General features: G+C 41.8%; 20 protein-coding genes. 18 read left to right on the forward strand and 2 right to left on the reverse strand.

The features are described 5' to 3' along the window. The first annotated feature begins 199 nt into the window (after positions 1-199). From DL92_RS0105380 to DL92_RS0105435, 11 genes are all read left to right on the forward strand, one after another. Complete coding sequence (locus tag DL92_RS0105380) at positions 200-781, forward strand: flavodoxin family protein (protein WP_026667131.1); 582 nt, start codon at positions 200-202, stop codon at positions 779-781. Positions 782-922: 141 nt separating this feature from the next. Beyond that, positions 923-1,399 (forward strand): Cys-tRNA(Pro) deacylase, encoded by a 477-nt coding sequence (gene ybaK / locus DL92_RS0105385; RefSeq protein ID WP_197027235.1) that lies wholly within the window; start codon positions 923-925, stop codon positions 1,397-1,399. Positions 1,400-1,462: 63 nt separating this feature from the next. Then, entirely contained in the window at positions 1,463-2,017 is a 555-nt protein-coding gene (locus tag DL92_RS0105390; RefSeq protein ID WP_026667133.1) for a GNAT family N-acetyltransferase, read from the forward strand. Between the two features lie 667 nt (positions 2,018-2,684). Next, positions 2,685-3,563: a hypothetical protein gene (locus DL92_RS0105395; RefSeq protein WP_026655990.1), complete on the forward strand. Its 879-nt coding sequence runs from the start codon at positions 2,685-2,687 to the stop codon at positions 3,561-3,563. A gap of 1,346 nt (positions 3,564-4,909) precedes the next feature. Further along, positions 4,910-5,398, forward strand: coding sequence for a DNA-deoxyinosine glycosylase (locus tag DL92_RS0105405; protein ID WP_051625233.1), 489 nt, complete (start codon positions 4,910-4,912; stop codon positions 5,396-5,398). Positions 5,399-5,400: 2 nt separating this feature from the next. Beyond that, positions 5,401-6,192: an ABC transporter permease gene (locus DL92_RS0105410; protein ID WP_026667135.1), complete on the forward strand. Its 792-nt coding sequence runs from the start codon at positions 5,401-5,403 to the stop codon at positions 6,190-6,192. A 77-nt stretch (positions 6,193-6,269) separates the two neighbouring features. Continuing rightward, positions 6,270-7,094, forward strand: coding sequence for an ABC transporter permease (locus tag DL92_RS0105415; RefSeq protein WP_026667136.1), 825 nt, complete (start codon positions 6,270-6,272; stop codon positions 7,092-7,094). A 2-nt stretch (positions 7,095-7,096) separates the two neighbouring features. Next, on the forward strand, positions 7,097-8,062 hold the full coding sequence (locus DL92_RS0105420) for an ABC transporter ATP-binding protein (protein ID WP_197027236.1): 966 nt from the start codon (positions 7,097-7,099) through the stop codon (positions 8,060-8,062). 491 nt (positions 8,063-8,553) lie between these two features. Then, the gene (locus tag DL92_RS21735) at positions 8,554-11,334 is read left to right on the forward strand and encodes a carboxylesterase family protein (protein WP_330371029.1); all 2,781 of its coding nucleotides are present in this window, start codon (positions 8,554-8,556) and stop codon (positions 11,332-11,334) included. 72 nt (positions 11,335-11,406) lie between these two features. Beyond that, complete coding sequence (locus DL92_RS21455) at positions 11,407-11,553, forward strand: hypothetical protein (RefSeq protein ID WP_185750438.1); 147 nt, start codon at positions 11,407-11,409, stop codon at positions 11,551-11,553. 67 nt (positions 11,554-11,620) lie between these two features. Continuing rightward, a complete protein-coding gene (locus tag DL92_RS0105435; RefSeq protein WP_026667139.1) occupies positions 11,621-12,118 on the forward strand; it encodes an NUDIX hydrolase in 498 nt (165 codons plus the stop codon). A gap of 274 nt (positions 12,119-12,392) precedes the next feature. On the opposite strand, the gene DL92_RS0105440 is transcribed toward DL92_RS0105435, so the two are convergent. Next, positions 12,393-12,791 carry an RrF2 family transcriptional regulator gene (locus DL92_RS0105440; protein WP_026655988.1) on the reverse strand — a complete coding sequence of 133 codons (399 nt, stop codon included), beginning with the start codon at positions 12,789-12,791 and terminating at the stop codon, positions 12,393-12,395. A gap of 174 nt (positions 12,792-12,965) precedes the next feature. Between DL92_RS0105440 and DL92_RS0105445 the strand changes: the two genes are divergently transcribed. Then, complete coding sequence (locus DL92_RS0105445; RefSeq protein ID WP_026513256.1) at positions 12,966-14,249, forward strand: O-acetylhomoserine aminocarboxypropyltransferase/cysteine synthase family protein; 1,284 nt, start codon at positions 12,966-12,968, stop codon at positions 14,247-14,249. Positions 14,250-14,400: 151 nt separating this feature from the next. On the opposite strand, the gene DL92_RS0105450 is transcribed toward DL92_RS0105445, so the two are convergent. Then, the gene (locus tag DL92_RS0105450) at positions 14,401-15,306 is read right to left on the reverse strand and encodes a LysR family transcriptional regulator (protein ID WP_026667140.1); all 906 of its coding nucleotides are present in this window, start codon (positions 15,304-15,306) and stop codon (positions 14,401-14,403) included. Between the two features lie 178 nt (positions 15,307-15,484). Here DL92_RS0105450 and metE point away from each other — a divergent pair, with 178 nt between their 5' ends. The 6 genes from metE (at position 15,485) to DL92_RS0105475 (ending at position 21,822) form a co-directional block, all read left to right on the forward strand. Next, complete coding sequence (gene metE / locus DL92_RS0105455) at positions 15,485-17,764, forward strand: 5-methyltetrahydropteroyltriglutamate--homocysteine S-methyltransferase (RefSeq protein ID WP_026667141.1); 2,280 nt, start codon at positions 15,485-15,487, stop codon at positions 17,762-17,764. Positions 17,765-17,772: 8 nt separating this feature from the next. Next, the gene (gene metF / locus DL92_RS0105460) at positions 17,773-18,633 is read left to right on the forward strand and encodes a methylenetetrahydrofolate reductase [NAD(P)H] (protein WP_026667142.1); all 861 of its coding nucleotides are present in this window, start codon (positions 17,773-17,775) and stop codon (positions 18,631-18,633) included. Between the two features lie 183 nt (positions 18,634-18,816). Further along, complete coding sequence (locus DL92_RS0105465; protein ID WP_026667143.1) at positions 18,817-20,001, forward strand: cation:proton antiporter; 1,185 nt, start codon at positions 18,817-18,819, stop codon at positions 19,999-20,001. A gap of 246 nt (positions 20,002-20,247) precedes the next feature. Beyond that, complete coding sequence (locus tag DL92_RS20670) at positions 20,248-20,493, forward strand: hypothetical protein (protein ID WP_074461911.1); 246 nt, start codon at positions 20,248-20,250, stop codon at positions 20,491-20,493. A gap of 76 nt (positions 20,494-20,569) precedes the next feature. After that, positions 20,570-21,235, forward strand: coding sequence for an HAD family hydrolase (locus tag DL92_RS0105470; protein WP_026667144.1), 666 nt, complete (start codon positions 20,570-20,572; stop codon positions 21,233-21,235). A 20-nt stretch (positions 21,236-21,255) separates the two neighbouring features. After that, positions 21,256-21,822, forward strand: a complete 567-nt coding sequence (locus tag DL92_RS0105475) for an alpha/beta hydrolase (RefSeq protein WP_026655982.1) — start codon at positions 21,256-21,258, stop codon at positions 21,820-21,822. Positions 21,823-21,828 lie beyond the last annotated feature (6 nt).

The following is a 21,828-nucleotide window of genomic DNA, read 5'->3' on the forward strand; positions in this document are numbered from 1 at the left end:
TTGAAACACAGATAATGTTTCATGGGTGGCAAAATTTATCTGTGAGATAATGGCGATTTACAAGCAAAAAGGCGAAATTTCACAGATAACTGAAGCATATATTACTTTTTTGTCTGTAATCGTAAGTTTGATGTGTGACTAAAATGCGAATTTCCCATGTATTTAGTCACTTATTTCATAGGAAGAGGAGGATCACATAATGAAAGTATTACTTATAAACGGCAGCAGAAGAAGCAAAGGATGCACATTTACGGCATTATCGGAGATTGAAAAAGAGCTCAATAAAAGAGACATTGAGACAGAAATCTATAATGCAGGATATAAAGTTTTTAAGGGAGAAGTAGATCTTGCTGTTCAGGAAGCAACAGAGATAATCAAGGGCGTTGACGGAATCGTCATCGGTTCACCTGTTTATTATGCAAGTCCTACAGGCGAGATTCTTATGTTCCTCGACAGATTGTTCTGGTCAGCGGAAGATTATCTCAGATTCAAGCCGGCCGCAACGATTGCATCTGCAAGAAGAGCGGGAACTACCGCAACACTCGATGTTCTCAACAAATATCCTCTTTATGCGCAGATGCCTCTTGTTGCTTCAAGATACTGGAACATGGTACACGGCGGCAAGCCCGAAGATGTTCTCCGCGATTCAGAAGGTCTTCAGATCATGCGCACTCTCGGAAAGAACATGGCATGGGTACTTAAGAGTATCGAAGCCGGCAAGAATGCAGGCGTTGAGCAGCCTGTAGCGGAAGATAAAGTGTTTACAAACTTTATCAGATAAGAGGTTGCGGTGTTTAGAGCAAGCAGCGTGCATGCTGTAGTTTGATGGTGGTCTTTTGCTCGGATAGGTCATAACATAAAAATTCAGCGCGTGCAAAAATAAGTGAGAAGATGACAACAAGTTTAGACTGAGGAAAAGATAATGAAGAACAATGAAAAAACAAATGTAATGAGAGTTCTGGATGGCAAGAAGATTGCCTACGAGAGCCATTCCTATGAGCCTGACCAGACGCTTACAGGCGCTGAGATTGCGGGAATACTTGGGGAAGATACTTCAAGAGTTTTTAAGACGCTGGTGACAAGAGGAAAGACAGGGCAGTATTATGTCTTCGTAGTACCGGTTGAGGCTGAACTTGACCTAAAGAAAGCCGCAAAGGCAGCAGGCGAGAAGTCAGTAGAGATGATAAAGCAAAAAGAGCTCCTTCCGCTTACGGGGTATATCCACGGAGGATGCTCACCTATCGGCATGAAAAAAGCTTTTCCGACTTTTATACACCAAACCGCGAAGGACGGTGAAAAGATATTTGTAAGCGCAGGGAAGGTTGGATGCCAGATTGAACTTGCACCTGACGATCTTATGTCTGTGGTCCGTTGTACACTTGCGGATATTACGGCTTAGCCTGAAGTAAAAGAAGGGTGATGTGTTGAAAAAAGTTTTATAAGGCACGGAGGAGATTTAGAAATGAAGTTTGGACCGATAATTACGAAAGACAAATTGGGGCGTGAGGTTGTTCTTAGAAATGCGGAGGCATCCGATGGCGAGGCGCTGATTGAATATATGAAGGTGACAACGGCGGAGACACCGTTTCTTATAAGAGAGCCTGAGGAAGTAACACTTACACCGGAGCAGGAAGAGAGCTTCTTGCAGTCCAAGATAGAAGATGATAAAGAGCTTATGCTCGTTGCAACAATTGAAGGCAAGCATATCGGAAACTGTTCACTTATGAGGATGGGAAATTATAGGAGATACAGCCACAGATGTGATATTGCGATTGCGCTTTATAAGGAGTATTGCGGAGCGGGTATTGGAAAGATCATGCTTGAGACAATTCTTGATGTGGCAAAAAAGTGTGGTTATGAGCAGGCGGAACTTGAAGTTATCGCAACCAATGAGGGCGCAATAGCTCTTTATGAGAAACTTGGATTCAAGGAATACGGCCGTTTTCCTGACAATATGAAATATTCCGATGGGACTTATGCCGATGCATTTTGGATGATGAAAAAATTAAATGATTAAACAATTGTGATGAAATTTGAAAAATGGTTATACAAAATAATCATATTTGTAGTATTATTATGAAAAATAAGAAATAAAGAAAGAACGCTTTGCGTATAGGTGATGAAATGCGAATGAGATAATTTGGCTTTAGTGAACACAGTTTTTTGGAAAGTTGCTTTACGGCAGTTCTTTTGTGCACGCTTAATCCGAATTATCATGCATTTCAAGTGTGTTGCATCACGCTACAAGCCTATTTGTAATAGTGGGTCTGATTGTATGAGTCTATTTTGCGTACGCAGTTAGGCTCTTTTTTTATTTGATAGGAATTCCTATCAAATAAAAAAACGCTCCGATAAGGATGCGACCGATGCGCAGAAGTATTATGCAAGCTAAAGCTTGCGCGCATCGGCGCGCAAAGAGTTGCAAAGCAACTCTTTGTTATTGGATTTAATATAAAAAAAGTATCTGGAATGCTAAAGTCGATAGCATAGTCTGCCGATATATACAGAAAGCAGTAAGTTTAATATTTTTGCTATGGATAGCATCTTTTTCAACGTTCAAAGGAATGGCTGAAGAAGATGCTTTTTATTTTGCCAGAAGGGGGTGATACTGAGACGAAGTTATGCGTAACTGTTGACCGTGCACTTATCCACTCGGTCCTTTCAGGAGAGTGGAGCGACTGTGAATGACTGAAGAGTCGCAGAAAGGAACATATATGTCAAATATGATTACTACCGGAAGTTATTGGTTTAGACAGAGCACATTTGTACAGAGTTCTTATCGTAGCGCAGATCAAAGTCTCGGAGAAGCGGATTTTTTGAGTGCTCTATCCGAGAGTGGCGAACAGAAATCAGATGATGCAACTTGTACTAAAAAGCAGAACGTTTCTGTTCAGAGAGAGTTTACTCGCATTATTTCAGCAAGTGAATTGAAGACAAGTTTTATTGATATGAGGCCTGTAATTCCGCAAGAATCCGTTGATGAATGTAAGCCGGCGGAAGTAAGTGATAACGCCGACAAACCAAGAGAACACGTAACTCCGCTACGTGGTATAGGCTCTATTCCTGTGGGAAACAATACAAGCCATATGGTGATGGCTTCCGAAGTGACAAGGGAAGGCTGCGGCAATCCGATTGTGAGAGTGCATATGGGCGGGCGTGACATCGACGTAAATATCTCGGAAGTCGATCCAAAGAATGCCACCATTATCGAGATGTTCGCATATTGCCAGTACGCAGATGCACATGGCACAGGAACCGGTAGTACCTTTGGAAGTTTCAACGCACTTAAGGGAGTCACGGATCCTCTGGGTGGAAAAGAGTATTCCTCGATGGAGGAGGCCATAAATAAAAAGAGCAATTGGGAAAGCACTATCTCCTCTTCAAGTACAACTCTCACCAAAAAGATGACCGGCGAAGTACTCGATGCCTCCGTCCTTATAAAGATGCTCAAGGAGACAGCTCTTTTACTCGCGACCAAAGGAAAAAATAAAGGGCTGTCAGACCTTACCGATGAGCAGTGGAATAAACTCCTTGGCGACACTGACAGGGCAATAGAAGCTTAAGGGTAAGGACATAGAGAAAATGTGCATTGTACATTTTATGAGAGAACTTTACAGAGAAAGAGTGTATTGAATATTTTATGAGAGAGGTTCACAGAGAGTACAGGTGCATAAGGCTGTATCTCATGTTATTTAGAAGGTTTTGTTATATTTAAGAGTAAAAGTAAGGACTTTTCGTTATGTTTTTGTTTCATCTGTTTGTGGCTATTTATGGAGCGAAAAACGAAAAGTCTTTATTTTTTTGCCTTGAATATCAACGGAGACACCACACTAGAGTTGAATACACCCAATATGTCGCTTTATTACCTGTCAAAATTGGCATTTGTTACGCTGCGTCAAGGAATTGAGGCAAGGAATTGAGGAATTAAGCTGAAATACATGACTCAAAATGAGGGAATAATGATTCTGCTGGCATGGAATCTGATGATCGATTTGTATACATAGAAATAAGTGAAAGTGGGAATGGCTCTACGGGTATAGAATCCGGAAAATGATTTGCTACACGTAGAAAAGAGCAGATGCGTGATAGGATTTACGGACATAGAATCTGAAAATTGATATATACACGTAGAAGTAAGCGAATTTCGGACCGATTATACGGGCATAGAATCCCTGAAATCGACTCATACACGTAGAAATGAGCAAATGTGAGAATGACTTTACGGGTATAAACAATGTAATTGAATCTGAGTAACGTAGGAGAGCTGCCTATTTCAAGAGAGTCTGCGGAAATATAAGCCACTATAATTGATGAAGGAAGATAGCTTGTTATACTGCGATCAAGGAGTTCTTCGTGTGGAGCAAATACAATTTATGACGGTACTTTTTTTGGAAAGAATATCCCTGGAGAGGGCGTTTTTGCAGGGGGTGAGGGATGGCAATATAGGAGTTCAGGATGTTGCGGATCAGTGATGAAGTAGCGATCATAAGAAGTGTCAAATAATTTGAAAAATGGTTATACAAAATAATCATATTTGTAGTATTATTATGAAAAATAAGAAATAAAGAAAGAACGCTTTGCGTATAGGTGATGAAATGGAAATAAGATAATTTGGTTTTGGTGAACACAGTTTTTTGAAGCGGCTATTGCAGTTTTTTTTGTGTGCGCTTAATCCGGATTATCATGCATTTCAAGTGTGTTGCATCACGCTACAAGCCTGTTTGTAATAGTGGGTCTGATTGTATGAGTCTATTTTGCGTACGCAGTTAGGCTCTTTTTTTATTTGATAGGAATTCCTATCAAATAAAAAAACGCTCCGATAAGGATGCGACCGATGCGCAGCTCGCGGAATGCCTTTTCGATTGAGGCAGAGATTAAAAAAATATTAGGGAAAAGAGAAATGAACTTTATGATAATTCATCCGATTTCTCCCGTATATGACAAGAACACAGAAATTCTTATACTTGGGAGCTTTCCGTCTGTGAAATCAAGAGAAGAGGGCTTTTTCTACGGCCATAAACAGAATCGTTTTTGGAAGGTAGTTGCGGCTGTCTTTGGAGAAGGGACGCCTGAAACGATAGAAGAGAAAAGAGAGTTTCTACTTCGCAATCATATAGCGGTATGGGACGTGATACATTCATGTGAGATTGAGGGCTCTTCAGACTCGAGCATTAGGAATGTGACGGTGAATGACCTTAATGAGATATTGAAAGTAGCGGACATAAGAGATATTTACGTCAACGGAAAGACGGCGCAAAAGTATTACAAGAAATATACGGAGAAACTTGTTGGAAGAGAGGCAATCTGCCTTCCGTCGACCAGTCCTGCAAATGCAGCATGGAATCAGGAGAGGCTTGTTGCTGAATGGAGAAAAATAAGAAAAACAACGGGGAGATAAACGTGAGAAAATACCTATACATATTAAAGACACAGATAATAAAGAGTATGACCTATGAGTTTAGTGTATATGGAAATATTATCATGCAGACGATTATTATGATCACATCGGCATATTTCTGGAAAGCGTTGTATAAAGATCGCGGAAGTGTCGGCGGAGTCGATGCCGACAGCATGCTGACATATATAATCGTATCGTCGATGTTGTCGGTCTTGCTGATAACAAATGTGGAAAAAAGAATTGAGATGAGCGTGATGAAAGGAACGGTTGCAACGGATATGATGAGACCCGTAGATCTTTTCGGAATGTACTTTGCGGAAGATCTGGGAGGCGTCTTTGCACTTGTGTTTCAGAACATGCTACCGATCCTTATCATCGGGACACTTTTAATAAAAGTTCCTGTGATGGCGGATGTAAGCGCACTTCCGCTTTTTGTGATCGCGGTTTTGGAATCGTTTATGATCAACTGGCTCATCGCTGCTTTGTTTGGGATGATAGCATTTAAAACGGGTAGCATCGATTCGCTTATTCAGGTGAAAAAACATCTCGTAAGGTTGCTGTCGGGAAGCATTATACCGATATGGTTCTTTCCTGCGGGAGTATCAAAGGTGGTTTCTTCGCTTCCCTTTGTGTATATCTACCAGCTTCCGCTTAGTATCTACATTGGAAAAGGTGAAAGAGCAGAGTATATCGCAGGCATGCAGATTCAGTTTTTGTGGCTTGTAGCGCTTGCGGCTTTTTTCTTTTTCATCCGGAAAAAAGTGACGCGAAAAGTCATGGTACAAGGCGGTTAAATGAGGAAGATCACGTTCGCATCGGCATTTGTACGTGGGAAATGCTTTATTTTATAAGACAACATGGAGGAGGCAGTATGAAAAAAGCTTTTGACGAACTGGGGCACTATATCGACGTTACTTGGCATGTTATCAAGATGGCAATGATGACGATAATTGAATATCCCTCTAACATAGCGGGATGGCTGATATCGAATCCTCTTCAGTTCATAATGGGATTTGCGATCATCAAATTTGTAGTTGAATCTTTTGGCGAGATAAACGGCTGGAACTACGGTCAGCTTGCGTTCTTATACGGAATCTCCGTTATATCCCATGCACTTTCGATGATCTTTTTTGTACAAGGCTGGTTCATGGGCTATTACGTGATTTACGGCGATTTTGACAGATATCTTACAAGACCGCTTGGGGTATTGTATCAGTTCTTTTTTACCAATATAAATGTGTTTGGAGTTACGGACCTGATTCCGGGAATCCTTGTATTTATCTATGGTTGTGCGAAATGTGAGATTAAGATCACGTTACTCTTTTGCATACAGGTTATCGTCATGCTGATAGGCGCAACGCTGATCAGAGGCGGATTGTACATCTTTCTCGGAAGCACATCTTTTTATACAAGAAGTGTGGTTGATTTTGGGCAGTACACACAGGAAATCATGGATAAGACGACCATGTATCCGATATCGATGTATCCGGAAAGCATGCAGTTTATCCTGACATATCTTATCCCGATCGGATGGGTGTCCTTTTATCCGGTGTCGTCGCTGCTTGGGATTTCAAGCGGAATTTGCGACGGCCTGATCGTTCCTTTTGTTACATTACTTATTGGGCTTGTGATGATGCTGATTTCAGGAGCTTTTTTCACAAGGGGACTAAAAAAATACGAAAGTGCAGGTAACTGATCATGATAAAAGTTGAAAACTTGAGCAAGGATTATTTATTGAAGAAAAAAGAACCGGGACTTTCCGGTGCTTTAAAAGGGCTTATAAAGACTGAGTATAAAACAATTCATGCGGTTGACAATCTTTCTTTTGAGCTGGGAGAAGGCGAGATTGTCGGTTTCATCGGACCTAACGGCGCGGGCAAGAGTACTACGATCAAGATGATGTCGGGGATTCTTACACCGACAAGCGGAAGTGTGTACATCGGCGGCGAGGATATTACAAAGCACAGAAAAGAAGTTGTGAAAAACATCGGTGTTGTTTTCGGCCAGAGATCGCAGCTTAACTGGGATCTTCGACTTGGAGAGAGCTTTGAGCTTCTTAAGCATATTTATCGAATTGACCAAGTCGATTATGACAAGACGCTGAATGTCATGGACTCCATCTTGGGGATAAAAGAGCTTGTGGATAAGCCGGTTCGCCAGATGTCGCTCGGACAGCGCGTAAAAGGTGACCTTGTTGCGGCAATGCTCCACTCTCCGAAAGTTCTTTTCCTTGATGAGCCTACAATAGGGCTTGACGTATCGTCCAAGTTCGCGCTTCGCACATTTATAAAAGAAATCAATAAGATCAAAAAGACAACAATTATACTTACAACGCACGATCTGGGCGACATTCAGGAACTTTGCGAGCGACTGATAATCATTAACCACGGCGTTATGATGGAGGACGGGAATTTATCGCAGATCATCGACAGGATTGCGCCGTACAAGACTCTCGTTGTTGAGTATTACGACGAAGAAGCGCCGTCGCACGAGCGCTGCGAGCTTGTTGAGCATACCGACAATATCGCCAAGTACAAATTTATGAAAAAGGAAACGACGGCAGCAGAGATCATCGCTGATCTCTCGAAACTCAAGAACATCAAGGATGTTTCGATAGAGGAAGCGGGGATTGATGATATTATTAAGATTGCGTATGGAACGTAATGAAAATTGTTTTGCCCCAAAATGCATAAAACTATAGAGCAATGAGTGACCGATTTTACGGGTATAAATCCGGAAATTGATATATACACGTAGAAGTAAGCGAATTCCGGACCAATTATACGGGCATAGAATCCGGAAATTGATATATTGCACGTAGAAGTAAGCAAATTCCGGACCGATTATACGGGCATAGAATCCGAAAATTGATATATACACGTAGAAATAAGCGAAATCCGAACCGATTATACGGGCATAAATTTTGTAATCGAATCTGAGTAACTTGCATCGACTCAATCCTCCGCCTTATACTTGAATTATTTCACTTCGTAATTGATCAAAAGTCATCTTGCCAAGACACTAGATTGTGAAATAAATATTTTACCAAAATCTAAAATATTATGGTATAACTTAAATGTAATAATGATATAGGTGATAAAAGTTATTATGCAATTCTTATATTGTTTAATGTTTTTAGAGGAGGTAAAAGGAGGTTGCTTAGATTAACTGAAGTAGAAAACGGCAGGATCAGGGGTATAGCAGGATCGGATCCGCGCATAACGGTATTTAAGGGAGTACCTTATGCGGCACCGCCTGTCGGAATGAATAGATGGAAGGCACCAAAGCCTTGCAATGACTGGGATGGAATATATGAGGCAAACCAGTTTGCACCAATTCCTTATCAGGACACACCGGGGGTAGGTACTGATATTTATTGCAGAGAATGGCATGTCGATCCTGAAATACCGATGAGTGAAGACTGCCTTTATCTTAATATTTGGACCCCTGCAAAGAGCAAAGATGAAAAACTTCCTGTACTTGTGTGGTACTACGGAGGCTCTTTCCAGTGGGGGTATACGGCAGAGATGGAGCTTGACGGAGAGGCACTGGCAAAAAGAGGTATTGTCGTTGCCTCTGTAGCATACAGACTTGGCTGTTTTGGAAATCTTGCGCATAAGGAACTTACTGAGGAATCACCCGATGCGCCCGGTAATTTCAGTCTTCTCGATCAGAAGGCGGGACTTCACTGGGTATATAGAAATATTGCGGCATTTGGCGGAGATCCGGATAATATCAAGATCGCCGGCCAGTCTGCAGGCGGAGCGTCGGTAATGAATCAGCTTGTTTGCGAAGACAACAGCAAGATAATAAAAGGCGCCGTTATATTTAGCGGAATTATAAAGCTTGATAAACCCGAGGATAAGCTCTTTACACCAAAGCCGCTTTCAGAGGCGGAAGAGCTTGGCGCAAAGTTTATGGAGACGCTTGGCGTGGATGGAATTGAGGGAGCAAGAAGGCTTAATTCAAAAACTATTCTTGAGGGTTATAATAAATATCTTTTGAATAATCCAATGATGGTTCCGATAATGGACGGAGTGTTCTGCAAGCATAATACCACAGATGCCTTTGTAGAAGGAAAGTATCCCGATGTACCGGTTCTTACGGGAAATACAACGGATGAATTTATAGAAGACAATATAAACATGGTCGAGAAATCTGTAAAAGAGGTTTTGGCTGGAGCTAAGAAAAATAACCCCGACAGAGATTTCTATTACTACAGATTCTGTCCCGATATTCCGGGAGACGGTGCAGGAGATGAGGCATATCCGGGATGTTTTCACTCTGTTGATCTGTGGTTTTTCTTTGAGACTCTGGGAAAGAGCCACAGAGCTTACGAGGGAAGACATTACGATCTGGCGGCGCAGATGTGCGATTATTTCGCCAACTTTGTTAAGACAGGCAATCCTAACGGAACAGGTAAGGGTGGAAAAGAGCTCCCGAACTGGGGAACATACACTTCCGAAAATCCAAACGAGATGGAATTCACATCTCGCGGAGCAGTTCCTAAGAAGGAAGGCGGCATAAGACAGAACACAAGGCGGCAGGGAATCAATCCCTATCTTCCGAACTGGGAGTACATTCCCGATGGCGAGCCCTATGTGTTCGGAGACAGAGTATATGTATACGGATCGCATGATATATACGGCGGCGAGACATTCTGCCTCGGCGACTATGTTTGCTGGTCGGCACCTGTGAATGATCTTGGAAACTGGAAGTATGAAGGCGTTATTTTCAAAAAGACACAGGATCCTCTCAATCCCACTGGACACATGTGCCTCTATGCGCCTGATGTTACGGTTGGCCCCGACGGTAGATATTATCTTTACTATGTGCTTGATAAGGTAAGCGTTGTTTCTGTTGCGGTAAGTGACAAACCAGCAGGCCCTTACGAGTTCTACGGATATGTTCACTATGAAGACGGAGTTAAGCTCGGTGACAAAGAGGGCGACGAGCCTCAGTTTGATCCCGGAGTATTGACGGAAGGCAACGAAGTCTACATGTATACGGGCTTTTGCGGGCAGGGCGATAAGTCAAGGAGCGGATCGATGTTCACAGTCCTTGATAAGGATATGCTCACGGTTAAAAAAGCTCCCAAGATAATCGCGCCCGGATGCGAATACAGCAAGGGAACATCATTCGAAGGACACGCATTCTTTGAGGCTTCATCGATAAGAAAGCGCGGAGATATTTATTACTTTGTATATTCATCAGAAGTTATGCACGAGCTTTGCTATGCTACATCGAAGAGCCCCGAAGGACCTTTTGAGTACGGTGGAGTTATCGTAAGTAACTGCGATATGCACATTGATACATACAAGAAAGCGGACGAGCCGACAGCTTACGGCGCCAACAACCACGGAAGTATAATCGAGATTGGCGACGACTGGTACATCTTCTATCACAGACATACCAACGGAACCTGGTTTAGCAGACAGGGATGCGCGGAAAAAATCTCTTTTGCCCCGGACGGAAGTATTCCGCAGGTAGAGATAACTTCTTGCGGTTTGAACGGCGGACCTCTTTCCGACAAGGGAGAGTACCCGGCTTACATTGCCTGCAATATCTTTACGAAAGAACACAAGATGTATGTTGAGCCCGGAGCGCCCAGAGTTGTTCAGGTCGGGGGCGACGAGTCATACGGAGAAAGCTATATCAAAGATATTGTTGACGGAACGACAATCGGTTTCAAGTACTTTGACTTCGAAAAGCTTACGGGACTTAGAATTAAGACAAGAGCTTACTTCAACGGAGACTTTGAGATCCTCACAGATCTAGACGGTGAGCCTCTTGGTAAGATTCATGCTATAGGCTCCAATATCTGGACTGCCGATGAATGCAGATTCGGTGCGGTTTCCGGAACGCATGCATTGTATCTTAGATATACAGGTACAGGAAACAGTAGTCTCTTGTCGATAGAGTTCTTGCATGATTGATATAGGAATAGTTTTATATTTACGGTGTAGCATAATTATGTTACACCGTATTTGTATAAAGGAGGTGTTGTTATGAGTGCTGAATTATACGATCAATTTGCAGCGAATAATCGTATTGATCAGGCAATAACCGAAGCAGAGGCTGAGTTTGAATTAACAGGTGAGGCGATAGACGCAAAGACAGCTTTTGATGAATTGGAGAAGAAGTATTTGGGATAAGTATCAAGTCAATGTGTATAAAAGGATATATAGAGATATTGATGGAATCTATGGAGGAGTAAGCAATATGACAGAATTATTTTCTAAACCCGCTGCAGGAGGAATAATAGAAAGAATTATTGACGGAGAAGTATTTATCCTTCTGCAAGAGAGATATAAAGGTAATGACCGTGAAAATGGACTGGTAGAAATTCCCGCAGGTAAAATCAGAGAATTTGAGAATATTTATGATTGCCTGAGAAGGGAAATATCTGAAGAGACCGGTCTTGAGGTCTCATATATTCAAGGAGAAGAAGAGTCAGTAATAGTTGAAAATAATGGTTATAAAGTCTTAAACTATACACCTTTTTCATGTTCCCAGAATGTTGAAGGGGACTACCCGATAATGGTCCAAGTTTTCATTTGCAGAGCTGATGGAAAAGAGGTAGAAGAAACTAATGAATCGAGAAATCTTAGGTGGGTTTCACTGAATGATCTGAGGGATATGTTGAGAGATGAAGAGTCTTTCTATCCTATGCATGTTTCAACTCTAAAGAAGTACATCAAATCAAAAGATATGGAATAAAGAATATTGTCAGTGCTTTTCGAAGCTCGTTTTTTATGTTTACTAACCTTTTCATAGACAGCCCGGCCACAAAGGTATATATTCGGAAATACGTTGTCTTCGGACGAGCAAGATGATTTTCAGCTTTAATAAAACCCGAAGATGCTGACTTCTCTGAACAACGTGAAAGGAAGCATCTTCAGGTTTTATTAAAGTATGAAAATCACTGCGCAGCCGTACACAGCATATTTCCGAATATATACCTTTATGGTCGGGCGTACGGAAAATCTACAAACTAATTACACAGATCGCTGAGCTTCTTTCCGAAAAAGAAGTTGCGTTCAAGTTCGTAGAATTCTGTCCACATGGATATGGTGTTACACTTGCAGGCACGTGTGCATTCGGGAGCTCCTGTTTCGAGACAGGCTACGGGCGCGATCGTGCCTTCCATAAGTTCTATTATTTCTCCGACACTGTATTCTTCGGGGCTTCTTAAGAGTTTGTAGCCGCCGTGCTTTCCGCTGGCGCCTTCGATAAGACCGCCTTTTACAAGTTCTTTTGCAATAATCTCAAGATACTTCTTGGAGATGTCCTGCCTTGTGGCGATATCCTTGAGAGGGATGTATTCATTTTCTGTGTGCTGCGCAAGATCGATCATAACGCGCAGGGCATAGCGTCCTTTGGTAGTAAACATGTGAACCTCCTATTTATACTGACATTGTACCCTATATAAAAAGATATAACAAAAACTTATTAGTGGCATGCTGATTTAGTTATCATAAAACCTATTGACGTAATAGGTAAATAGGAATAACATTAACACAACATAACACACACGAAAAATAAATGCAAATGAAGGAGATAGATTATGAGTAATTACAGATTTGAGACATTACAGTTACACGTTGGACAGGAGCAGCCGGATCCCGCTACAGACGCAAGAGCGGTTCCGATTTATCAGACTACATCATACGTATTCAGAAACAGCCAGCACGCTGCTGACAGATTTGGACTTGCTGATGCAGGTAACATCTACGGAAGACTTACAAATTCCACACAGGATGTATTTGAAAAAAGAATCGCAGCTTTGGAAGGCGGAAGCGCAGCACTTGCAGTTGCATCCGGCGCAGCAGCAATAACATATACAATCCAGGCACTTGCAGCTAACGGAGGACACATCGTAGCACAGAAGACAATCTACGGTGGAAGTTACAACCTCCTTGCACATACACTTCCTCAGTACGGAGTAAGAACAACATTTGTTGACGCACATAACCTTGCAGAGATCGAGGGTGCGATCGAGGAAGATACAAGAGCAATCTACCTTGAGACACTTGGAAATCCCAACAGTGATATTCCTGATATCGACGCAGTTGCAGAGATAGCACACAAGCATGGACTTCCTCTTGTTATCGACAATACATTCGGAACACCTTACCTTATCAGACCTATCGAGCACGGTGCTGACATTGTTGTACATTCAGCAACAAAGTTCATTGGTGGTCACGGAACAACTCTTGGCGGTGTGATCGTTGAGTCAGGTAAGTTCGATTGGAAAAAGAGCGGCAAGTATCCTAACATCGCAGCTCCCAATCCCAGCTACCACGGCGTATCATTCTATGATGCCGTAGGACCTGCTGCATTCGTTACATTTATAAGAGCTATTCTTCTCAGAGATACAGGAGCAACAATTTCTCCGTTTAACGCATTCCTGCTTCTTCAGGGACTTGAGACACTTTCACTTCGTCTCGAGAGACATGCGGAGAACACCAAAAAGGTAGTTGAGTTCCTTTCAAAGCATCCTCAGGTTGAGAAGGTTAACCATCCTTCACTTGCAGATCATCCCGATCACGCTCTCTATGAGAAGTACTTCCCCAATGGCGGAGCTTCAATCTTCACATTTGAGATCAAGGGTGGAAAAGAGGCTGCTTGGAAGTTCATCGATAACCTTGAGATTTTCTCACTTCTTGCAAACGTTGCCGATGTAAAGAGCCTTGTTATTCATCCTGCAACAACAACTCATTCTCAGCTTAACGATGATGAGCTCAAGGATCAGGGAATCTCACAGAGCACAATCAGACTCTCAATCGGTACAGAGCACATAGACGATATCATTGAGGATCTTGAGAAAGGATTTGCTGCTGCAAAGTAATTAAGAGAAACACGGTTTATAGCGTTTTTGCTCATAACATAGCTTCTTCATAACAAACTTTATATATTTATAGTGCCCATTCGCACAGATAAAACAAGTGATAACGAGAGCTCATTTGCCCAAGTTATCACTTATTTTTGTGTCATGTTTTTTATTTCTTTTTCACAAGTTTCTTTATTATCTCGATATAGCTCTGAGTTAGCGGCGATACCCCCACAGAATTTTTGAGGATATATCCGACTTCCATGTAATCATCAACTTTAAGCGGGCGCGCGACAATGTTTGCTCCGTTAAGATTTTCATTTATCACACCGCTACAGATTGTGTATCCGTTAAGGCCTATCAGAAGGTTAAAAAGAGTCGCTCTGTCGCAGACAACAAGATCTTTGTCGGAGTCTTGCGTACTGAGTATCTCTTCTGAGAAGTAAAAAGAGTTATGTGTTCCCTGCTCGTAGGAGAGTCTTGGGTAAGGCTTTAAATCATCAAGCGTAAGACTTTTTTTCTTGGCAAGAGGAGAATTCTTTCCGATGAACACATGAGGCTTTGCCTTGAATAACGGAGTAAAAGACAAGTCATTATCGCGAAGTTCTTTTTTTATGACCGTCTCGTTGAACTTATTCATATACAACACGCCTATCTCGCTTCTAAGGCGCGCAACGTCCTCGATGATGTCATAGGTCTGGGTTTCTCTCATGTGAAACTCATACTTTTCACCGCCGTGTCTTTTTAACAGCTCGACAAATGCTTCAACGACAAAAGAGTAGTGCTGGGAAGAGATGTAGAACTTTGTCTTTCCGACAGGCTTTCCCGTGTATCGTTCTTCGATAAGATTTGCCTGTTCAAGGAGCTGGCGTGCATAGCCAAGAAATTCGGTTCCTTCGGTTGTTACGCTGATTCCTCTTTTTGTTCTGTTGAAGATTGTTATCTTATATTCTTTTTCAATTTCCTGAATGGCGCCGGTAAGACTGGGCTGGGCTATAAAGAGCTTTTTGGCCGCTTCTGTTATGTTGCCTGTTTCAGCTACGGTTACCACATAATTTAATTGTTTTAGTGTCATGAAGTAAGTATATCATCTATTATAGGTTAAATCTATGATATAAGGTATAAAAAACATATTTTACCTATGGATAAAAACTGGTTATACTTCTATTTACCACAGTGAAACAGGCGCAGTGTGCCGAAGAACAATGCTTATTGGCGTTGCATAAATACACATTTATAAGAGAGGGAAGCGTATGAGAACAGCGGTTATCGGATACCCAAGAGTGGGAAAAGACAGAGAACTTAAATTTGCATCTGAGAAATACTTTAAGAATGAAATAGACGAAAAAGAACTCAAAACTACAGCACTAAAATTAAGAAAAGAGAACTTGGAGCTTCAGAAAGCAAGCGGAATAGATTTTATTTCTGTAAACGATTTTTCTTTTTATGACAATATGCTTGATGTTGCTGTGCTTTTCAATATCGTACCGGACAGATACAGAGAGCTGGGACTTTCTGATACAGATACATTCTTTGCGATGGCAAGAGGATATCAGGGTGAGAAGGGAAATGTAAAGGCACTTGCTATGAAGAAATGGTTCAATACCAACTATCACTACATTGTTCCCGAGATTGATGACAATACTGAGATCAAACTTGTCGGAACAAAGCCTTTTGACGAGTTCAAAGAAGCATTTGAGCACGCAGAGAATCTTAAGGTCAGCATTATCGGACCGTTTACTTTCTTAAAGCTTGCGAAGTATACAGGTGATAAGAATATTTCTGATTTCGAGCAGGTTTTGGCAAAAGAATATGTGGCATACCTTTCAAAGCTTGGCGAAAACGGTGTTAAGTGGGCAGAGTTTGATGAGCCTTATCTTGTAAGAGACTTGACACTCGATGATATTAAGCTTTTCGAGAGACTGTATCGTAGTATTCTTGCCGGAAAGGGAAACACCAAGGTTCTTCTTCAGACATACTTCGGAGATGTGAGAGATATTTACAACTTACTTACACAGCTTGATTTTGACGCGATCGGTCTGGATTTCATTGAGGGGAAAAAATCTCTTGAGCTTGTCAAAAAGAATGGCTTCCCTGCAGATAAGCTCCTTTTTGCGGGAGTGGTTAACGGCAAAAATATCTGGAAGAATAATTACGGTAAGTCTCTTGAAATAATAAGAAAGCTCCAAGGTGTTACAGGTGCGGACAACATTGTTGTGAATACATCATGTTCGCTTCTTCATGTGCCGTACACACTTGAGAGTGAGCACAAGATTTCCGATGAGTACAAGAAGCATTTCGCGTTCGCAAAAGAGAAATTGTCAGAGCTTAAGGATATAGCGGAGCTTGCGGATGAGAAGGATGTAAAGAAGGCATCAACCTCTGAAAAGTTTGTATCTAACGCCGAACTTTTCAAGAACAGAGTTGATAGCGTAGATGAGGCGGTAAGAGAGAGAGTTTCAAATATAAAAGAGAGCGACTACGAGAGAAAGCCCGAATTTAATGAGAGAGAAAAGATTCAAAAAGATAAATTGGGACTCCCTCTTTTCCCCACAACTACAATAGGTTCGTTCCCTCAGACTACGGATGTAAGAAGGAACAGACAGGACTACAGAAAAGGAAATATCAGCAAAGAACAGTATGTTGCCTTTAACAAAGAGAAGATTAAAAAGTGCATAGAGTTTCAGGAGGAGATAGGGCTCGACGTACTTGTTCACGGTGAATACGAAAGAAATGACATGGTCGAGTATTTTGGAGAACACCTCTCGGGATATGTGTTCACTGAGAAGGCGTGGGTTCAGTCCTACGGTACAAGATGCGTTAAGCCTCCGATCATCTGGGGCGACGTATCAAGAAAGAGCCCTATTACCGTAGAATGGTCAAAATACGCAAAGAGCTGCTCAAATAAGCCTATGAAGGGAATGCTCACAGGACCTGTTACTATCCTTAACTGGTCTTTCCCGAGAGAAGACATTTCCATTAAGGAGAGCATTTTGCAGCTTGCGCTTGCGATAAGAGATGAGGTCCTTGATCTTGAGAAAGCGGGAATAGAGATCATCCAGATCGATGAGGCGGCGCTTAGGGAAAAGCTCCCTCTTAGAAAGTCAGACTGGTACAGCGAGTATCTTGATTTTGCGATTCCCGCATTCAGACTTGTTCACAGCGGGGTAAAGCCGGAAACACAGATTCACACTCATATGTGCTACAGCGAGTTTACGGATATCATTCCTGTGATCGATGCGATGGATGCGGATGTTATTACTTTTGAGGCTTCAAGATCAGATCTTCAGATTCTTGATTCATTAAAGGCTAATAACTTTAAGACGGAAGTAGGCCCTGGTGTCTATGACATTCACAGCCCGCGTGTTCCTTCCGTTCAGGAGATTGTGGATGCACTTGGCAAGATGCGCGGCAGGATCGATGACCACAAACTCTGGGTAAACCCCGACTGCGGACTTAAGACAAGGGGAATTCCCGAGACCAAAGAGAGCCTTATAAATCTTGTTAAGGCAGCAAAGACAGTGAGAGGATAAGTAAGAAGTTGAAAGTATCGGATTTATATAAAGAAGGCAGAAAAACTCTTTCATTTGAGATTTTTCCTCCGAAAAAAGATAAGGCGCTTGAGGCGATAGATGAGACACTTGATGTTCTCTGTGAGCTTAAGCCTGATTTTATAAGTGTAACTTTCGGAGCGGGCGGAAGCGTAGGTTCAAACAATACGATTGAGATTGCCAAAAAGATAAAGCATAATTACTGCGTTGAGCCTGTGGTTCACCTGACGAGCCTGCATTACGATAAGAGTGAGATTGATGAGTTTGCGGTGGCTTTACAGAGTGAAGGAATTGAAAACATTCTTGCTCTCAGGGGCGACAGAAATGCGAATATCCCTGAAAAAGATGATTTCCGGTACGCTTCGGATGTAATTTCATATATGAAGGATAAGTATGATTTTTGTGTACTCGGCGCATGCTATCCCGAAATGCATCCGGAGACTGCAACTGAAGAGGATGAGCTTAAGAATCTCAAGACCAAGGTGGACAGCGGAGCGGAGGTGCTTCTTTCGCAGCTCTTTTTCGACAATGACAAGTTCATGAACTTCAGGGAAAAGAGTAAGGCTAAGGGCATAGAGGTTCCGATGATCCCGGGAGTTATGCCTGTTATCAACGCCGCACAGATAAAGAGAATGCTCACGATGTGCAACGCTACTTTCCCCGAGAGATTTAAGAAGATCGCGGAAAGGTACGAGAACAACAAGGAAGCTCTTTTTGATGCGGGAATGTCATATGCGCTCAGCCAGATCATAGACCTTCTTGTGAGTGACATCGACGGAATACATCTGTATACGATGAACAATCCCGTAGTGGCAAGGAGAATCTGCGAAGGTATTAAGAATATAGTATGATGCAGGCGCCAATAAACAATTAGTGAATTAAAAAAATAGTTCGGATAGCAGATATAGAGTCGCTGTCCGAACTTTTGTTTATTGGATTGCGAAAAATCTAAGTTGTATTATAATATGATTGCATTCGGGTAAAAATATGGCCGATGTAATCAGGTTTTTTATAACAGAAATGAGGGATGAAAAGTGGACAGTTTAGAAATTTTGCGTAATCTTGCGATCATAGTTATTGCGGCTAAGTTTTGCGGACTTGGAGCAAGGAAACTCAAGGCGCCTCAGGTGGCGGGAGAGATTATTGCGGGCCTTATCATAGGACCTACAATACTTAATATCGTATCTGAGAGTGATTTCTTTTCACAGATGGCGGAAATCGGCGTTATTCTTCTTATGTTCAGTGCCGGACTTGAGACTAATATCGATAATCTCAAAAAGTCAGGTATAAAAGCTACAATACTTGCGTGCGCGGGAGTTGGAATACCGCTTGCTTTCGGAACTGTTCTTTATATGTGCTTCTACGGATTTGCGGCTCCTGGAAGTGTCGAGTTTATGAGAGCTCTTTTCATCGGAACAATTCTTACGGCAACTTCTGTAAGTATAACCGTTCAGGCACTCAGAGAGCTTGGAAAGATCTCAACTGAGGTAGGAACTACAATAATGAGTGCTGCGATAATAGATGACGTTATCGGTATCGTTGTGCTTACAGCCGTTATCGGTATGAAAGATCCAAGTGCAAATATCGGAATGGTGTGCGTTAAGACTGTTCTTTTCTTTGCGTTCTCTTTGGTTGTGGGAATTATTATCTTTAAGATAATGCAGAAGCTTGATACAAAGTGGCGTCATACAAGACGTATTCCTATTATGGGACTTGCGCTCGCTCTTGTATTTTCCTATATTGCGGATAAGTATTTTGGAGTTGCGGACATCACAGGTGCATTTGTTGCGGGAATTATCTTAAGCTCGCTTGATGATTCCGAGTATATCGACAGAAAAATGGATATAAACTCATATATGATATTCGGACCTGTTTTCTTTGCAAGTGTAGGACTTCAGACTAATTTAAGATCCGTTGATACAACGGTTATTGTATTTTCTCTTGCATTTGTTATAGTCGGCCTTCTCGGTAAGATAGTGGGTTGCGGACTTATGGCCAAAGTCCTTGGATATAACGGCTCCGACAGTCTTAAGATCGGTGTCGGAATGATGACAAGAGGAGAGGTTGCGCTTATCGTTGCGCAAAGAGGACTTAAGGCGGGGATCATCGACAGCAGGTATTTTACTGCGGTAATCCTGCTTATCGTTATCAGTTCTATATTGACGCCTGTTATTTTGAAAGCAATCTATGCTCATGATGACAAGAAGGCAGCAGCGTAAAAAAGTTTTCAGATATTTTTTGATATATATAATATATCGCTGATGATTGAATTAAATAATATGTGTAATTGAATAAACAGTATAGTGAATTCAGAAAGATTGAACTTACTGTGAACAATGTTTGAACTTGTGCACGTCCCTCTTTTACGGACGTGCACTTTAGTTTATAATAACTTTATAGCAAATTTATTTTTACAAAATAGTAGTAATATTTTTTTTATTTTTTTTCTTGGGAAGTATAGGATTATGGCACATAATGTAAAGAGGATATGTCTGAATTGCGGAAGGACATTTGTGGCACGTAACGGTAATTGGGCTTTTTGCTCGGTCGGTTGTAAGAGACTATATAACAATCACATTAGTTTCAGATGTAAAGAATGTAGGAATGCTTCATGCAAAGTACGAAACAATTCACTTGTAAATTCGCCGCCGGACTGCGAATATTTGAACAATCCGGAAAGGCTTGATACTGTAAGATCGGCACCCTGGTAAAACGGGGTGCTTTTTTGTTCTTTTCTGTATCTTATGATATACTTTCGCCTATATTATTAGTTCGGAGGAAAGACAAATGGCATGTTCTTACAACGTGATATTTGATATGGACGGAGTTATATTTGATTCCGAGAGAGCCTGCCTTTCATGCTGGTATGAGCTTGGGGAAAGATTCGGGCTCGGAGATGTGGAGCCGGTCTTTAAGAGGTGCATAGGGACCAATAACGCACAGACACACGATATTGTTGAGAATGCATATGCGGACAAGTTAGGATCGGGCATAGCGGATAAGCTGCTTGCGGAGAGTTCAAAACTGTTCCATGAGAAATTCGACGGTGGAAGGCTTCCCGTTAAGAATGGAGTAAAAGAGATACTGGAATATCTTAAAGATAAAGGCGTTAAGGTAGGTGTTGCTTCATCCACAAGGAAAGCACTTGTCATAAGCGAACTTACAGATGCGGGATTCATAGGCTATTTCGATATGGTTGTCGGAGGAGATGCCGTAAAGATAAGTAAACCTAATCCTGAGATATATACAATCGCATGCAGAGAACTCGGAGTGAATCCAAGTGAGACCTTTGCGATAGAAGATTCCTATAACGGGATAAGAGCAGCAGAGGCAGCAGGAATGCGCCCCATAATGGTACCGGATATAATTGGCCCCGATGATGAGATGCGTGATCTTTCGGAAGTGGTATGTGATGACCTTAGCGCGGTTGTCCGGTATTTTGAAAAGTTATAATGTAAGAGGAGTTTGTTGTAATGAGTAAAAAGAATTTAATGGTAATATTCCCGGGAATGGGTTACAACTCATCAAGGCCCATTCTCTACTATACGAGGAAACTGGCGCAGAAGTATGGTTATGAGATACGCGAAGTAAGTTTTGAACTTCCCGAGAAAGCATCTGCTGTAAAGGGGAATCCGGAAAAGATGCTTGAGGCGTTTAACATCGCTCTTTCACAGGCAAAAGAGCAGCTTAAGGATATTGAATATTCTGCATATGACAGAATTATTTTTGCGGGAAAGAGTATCGGAACAGCGATAGCGGCCGAGTATGACAGGCAGGAGAATGTGAATGCCGAGCATATTGTCTTTACACCGGTGGCACAGACCTTTAAATATCTTAGAAAAGAATGCGGAGTTGTTGTTCACGGAACGAGCGATCCGTGGTGCGATACGCCGTTTGCAGATGAGAAGTGCAAAGAACTTGGTATTGATTGCATAAAAATTGCCAACGCCAATCATTCACTTGAAACTGATTCAGTGCAGACTGACATCGGCAATTTAGCATGTATAATGAAAAACGTGGAGGATTTCATAAACACTTAATTAGAT

Origin of the sequence: Butyrivibrio sp. AE2005 (assembly GCF_000686965.1) — a bacterium.
Classification (GTDB): domain Bacteria; phylum Bacillota; class Clostridia; order Lachnospirales; family Lachnospiraceae; genus Butyrivibrio; species Butyrivibrio hungatei_A.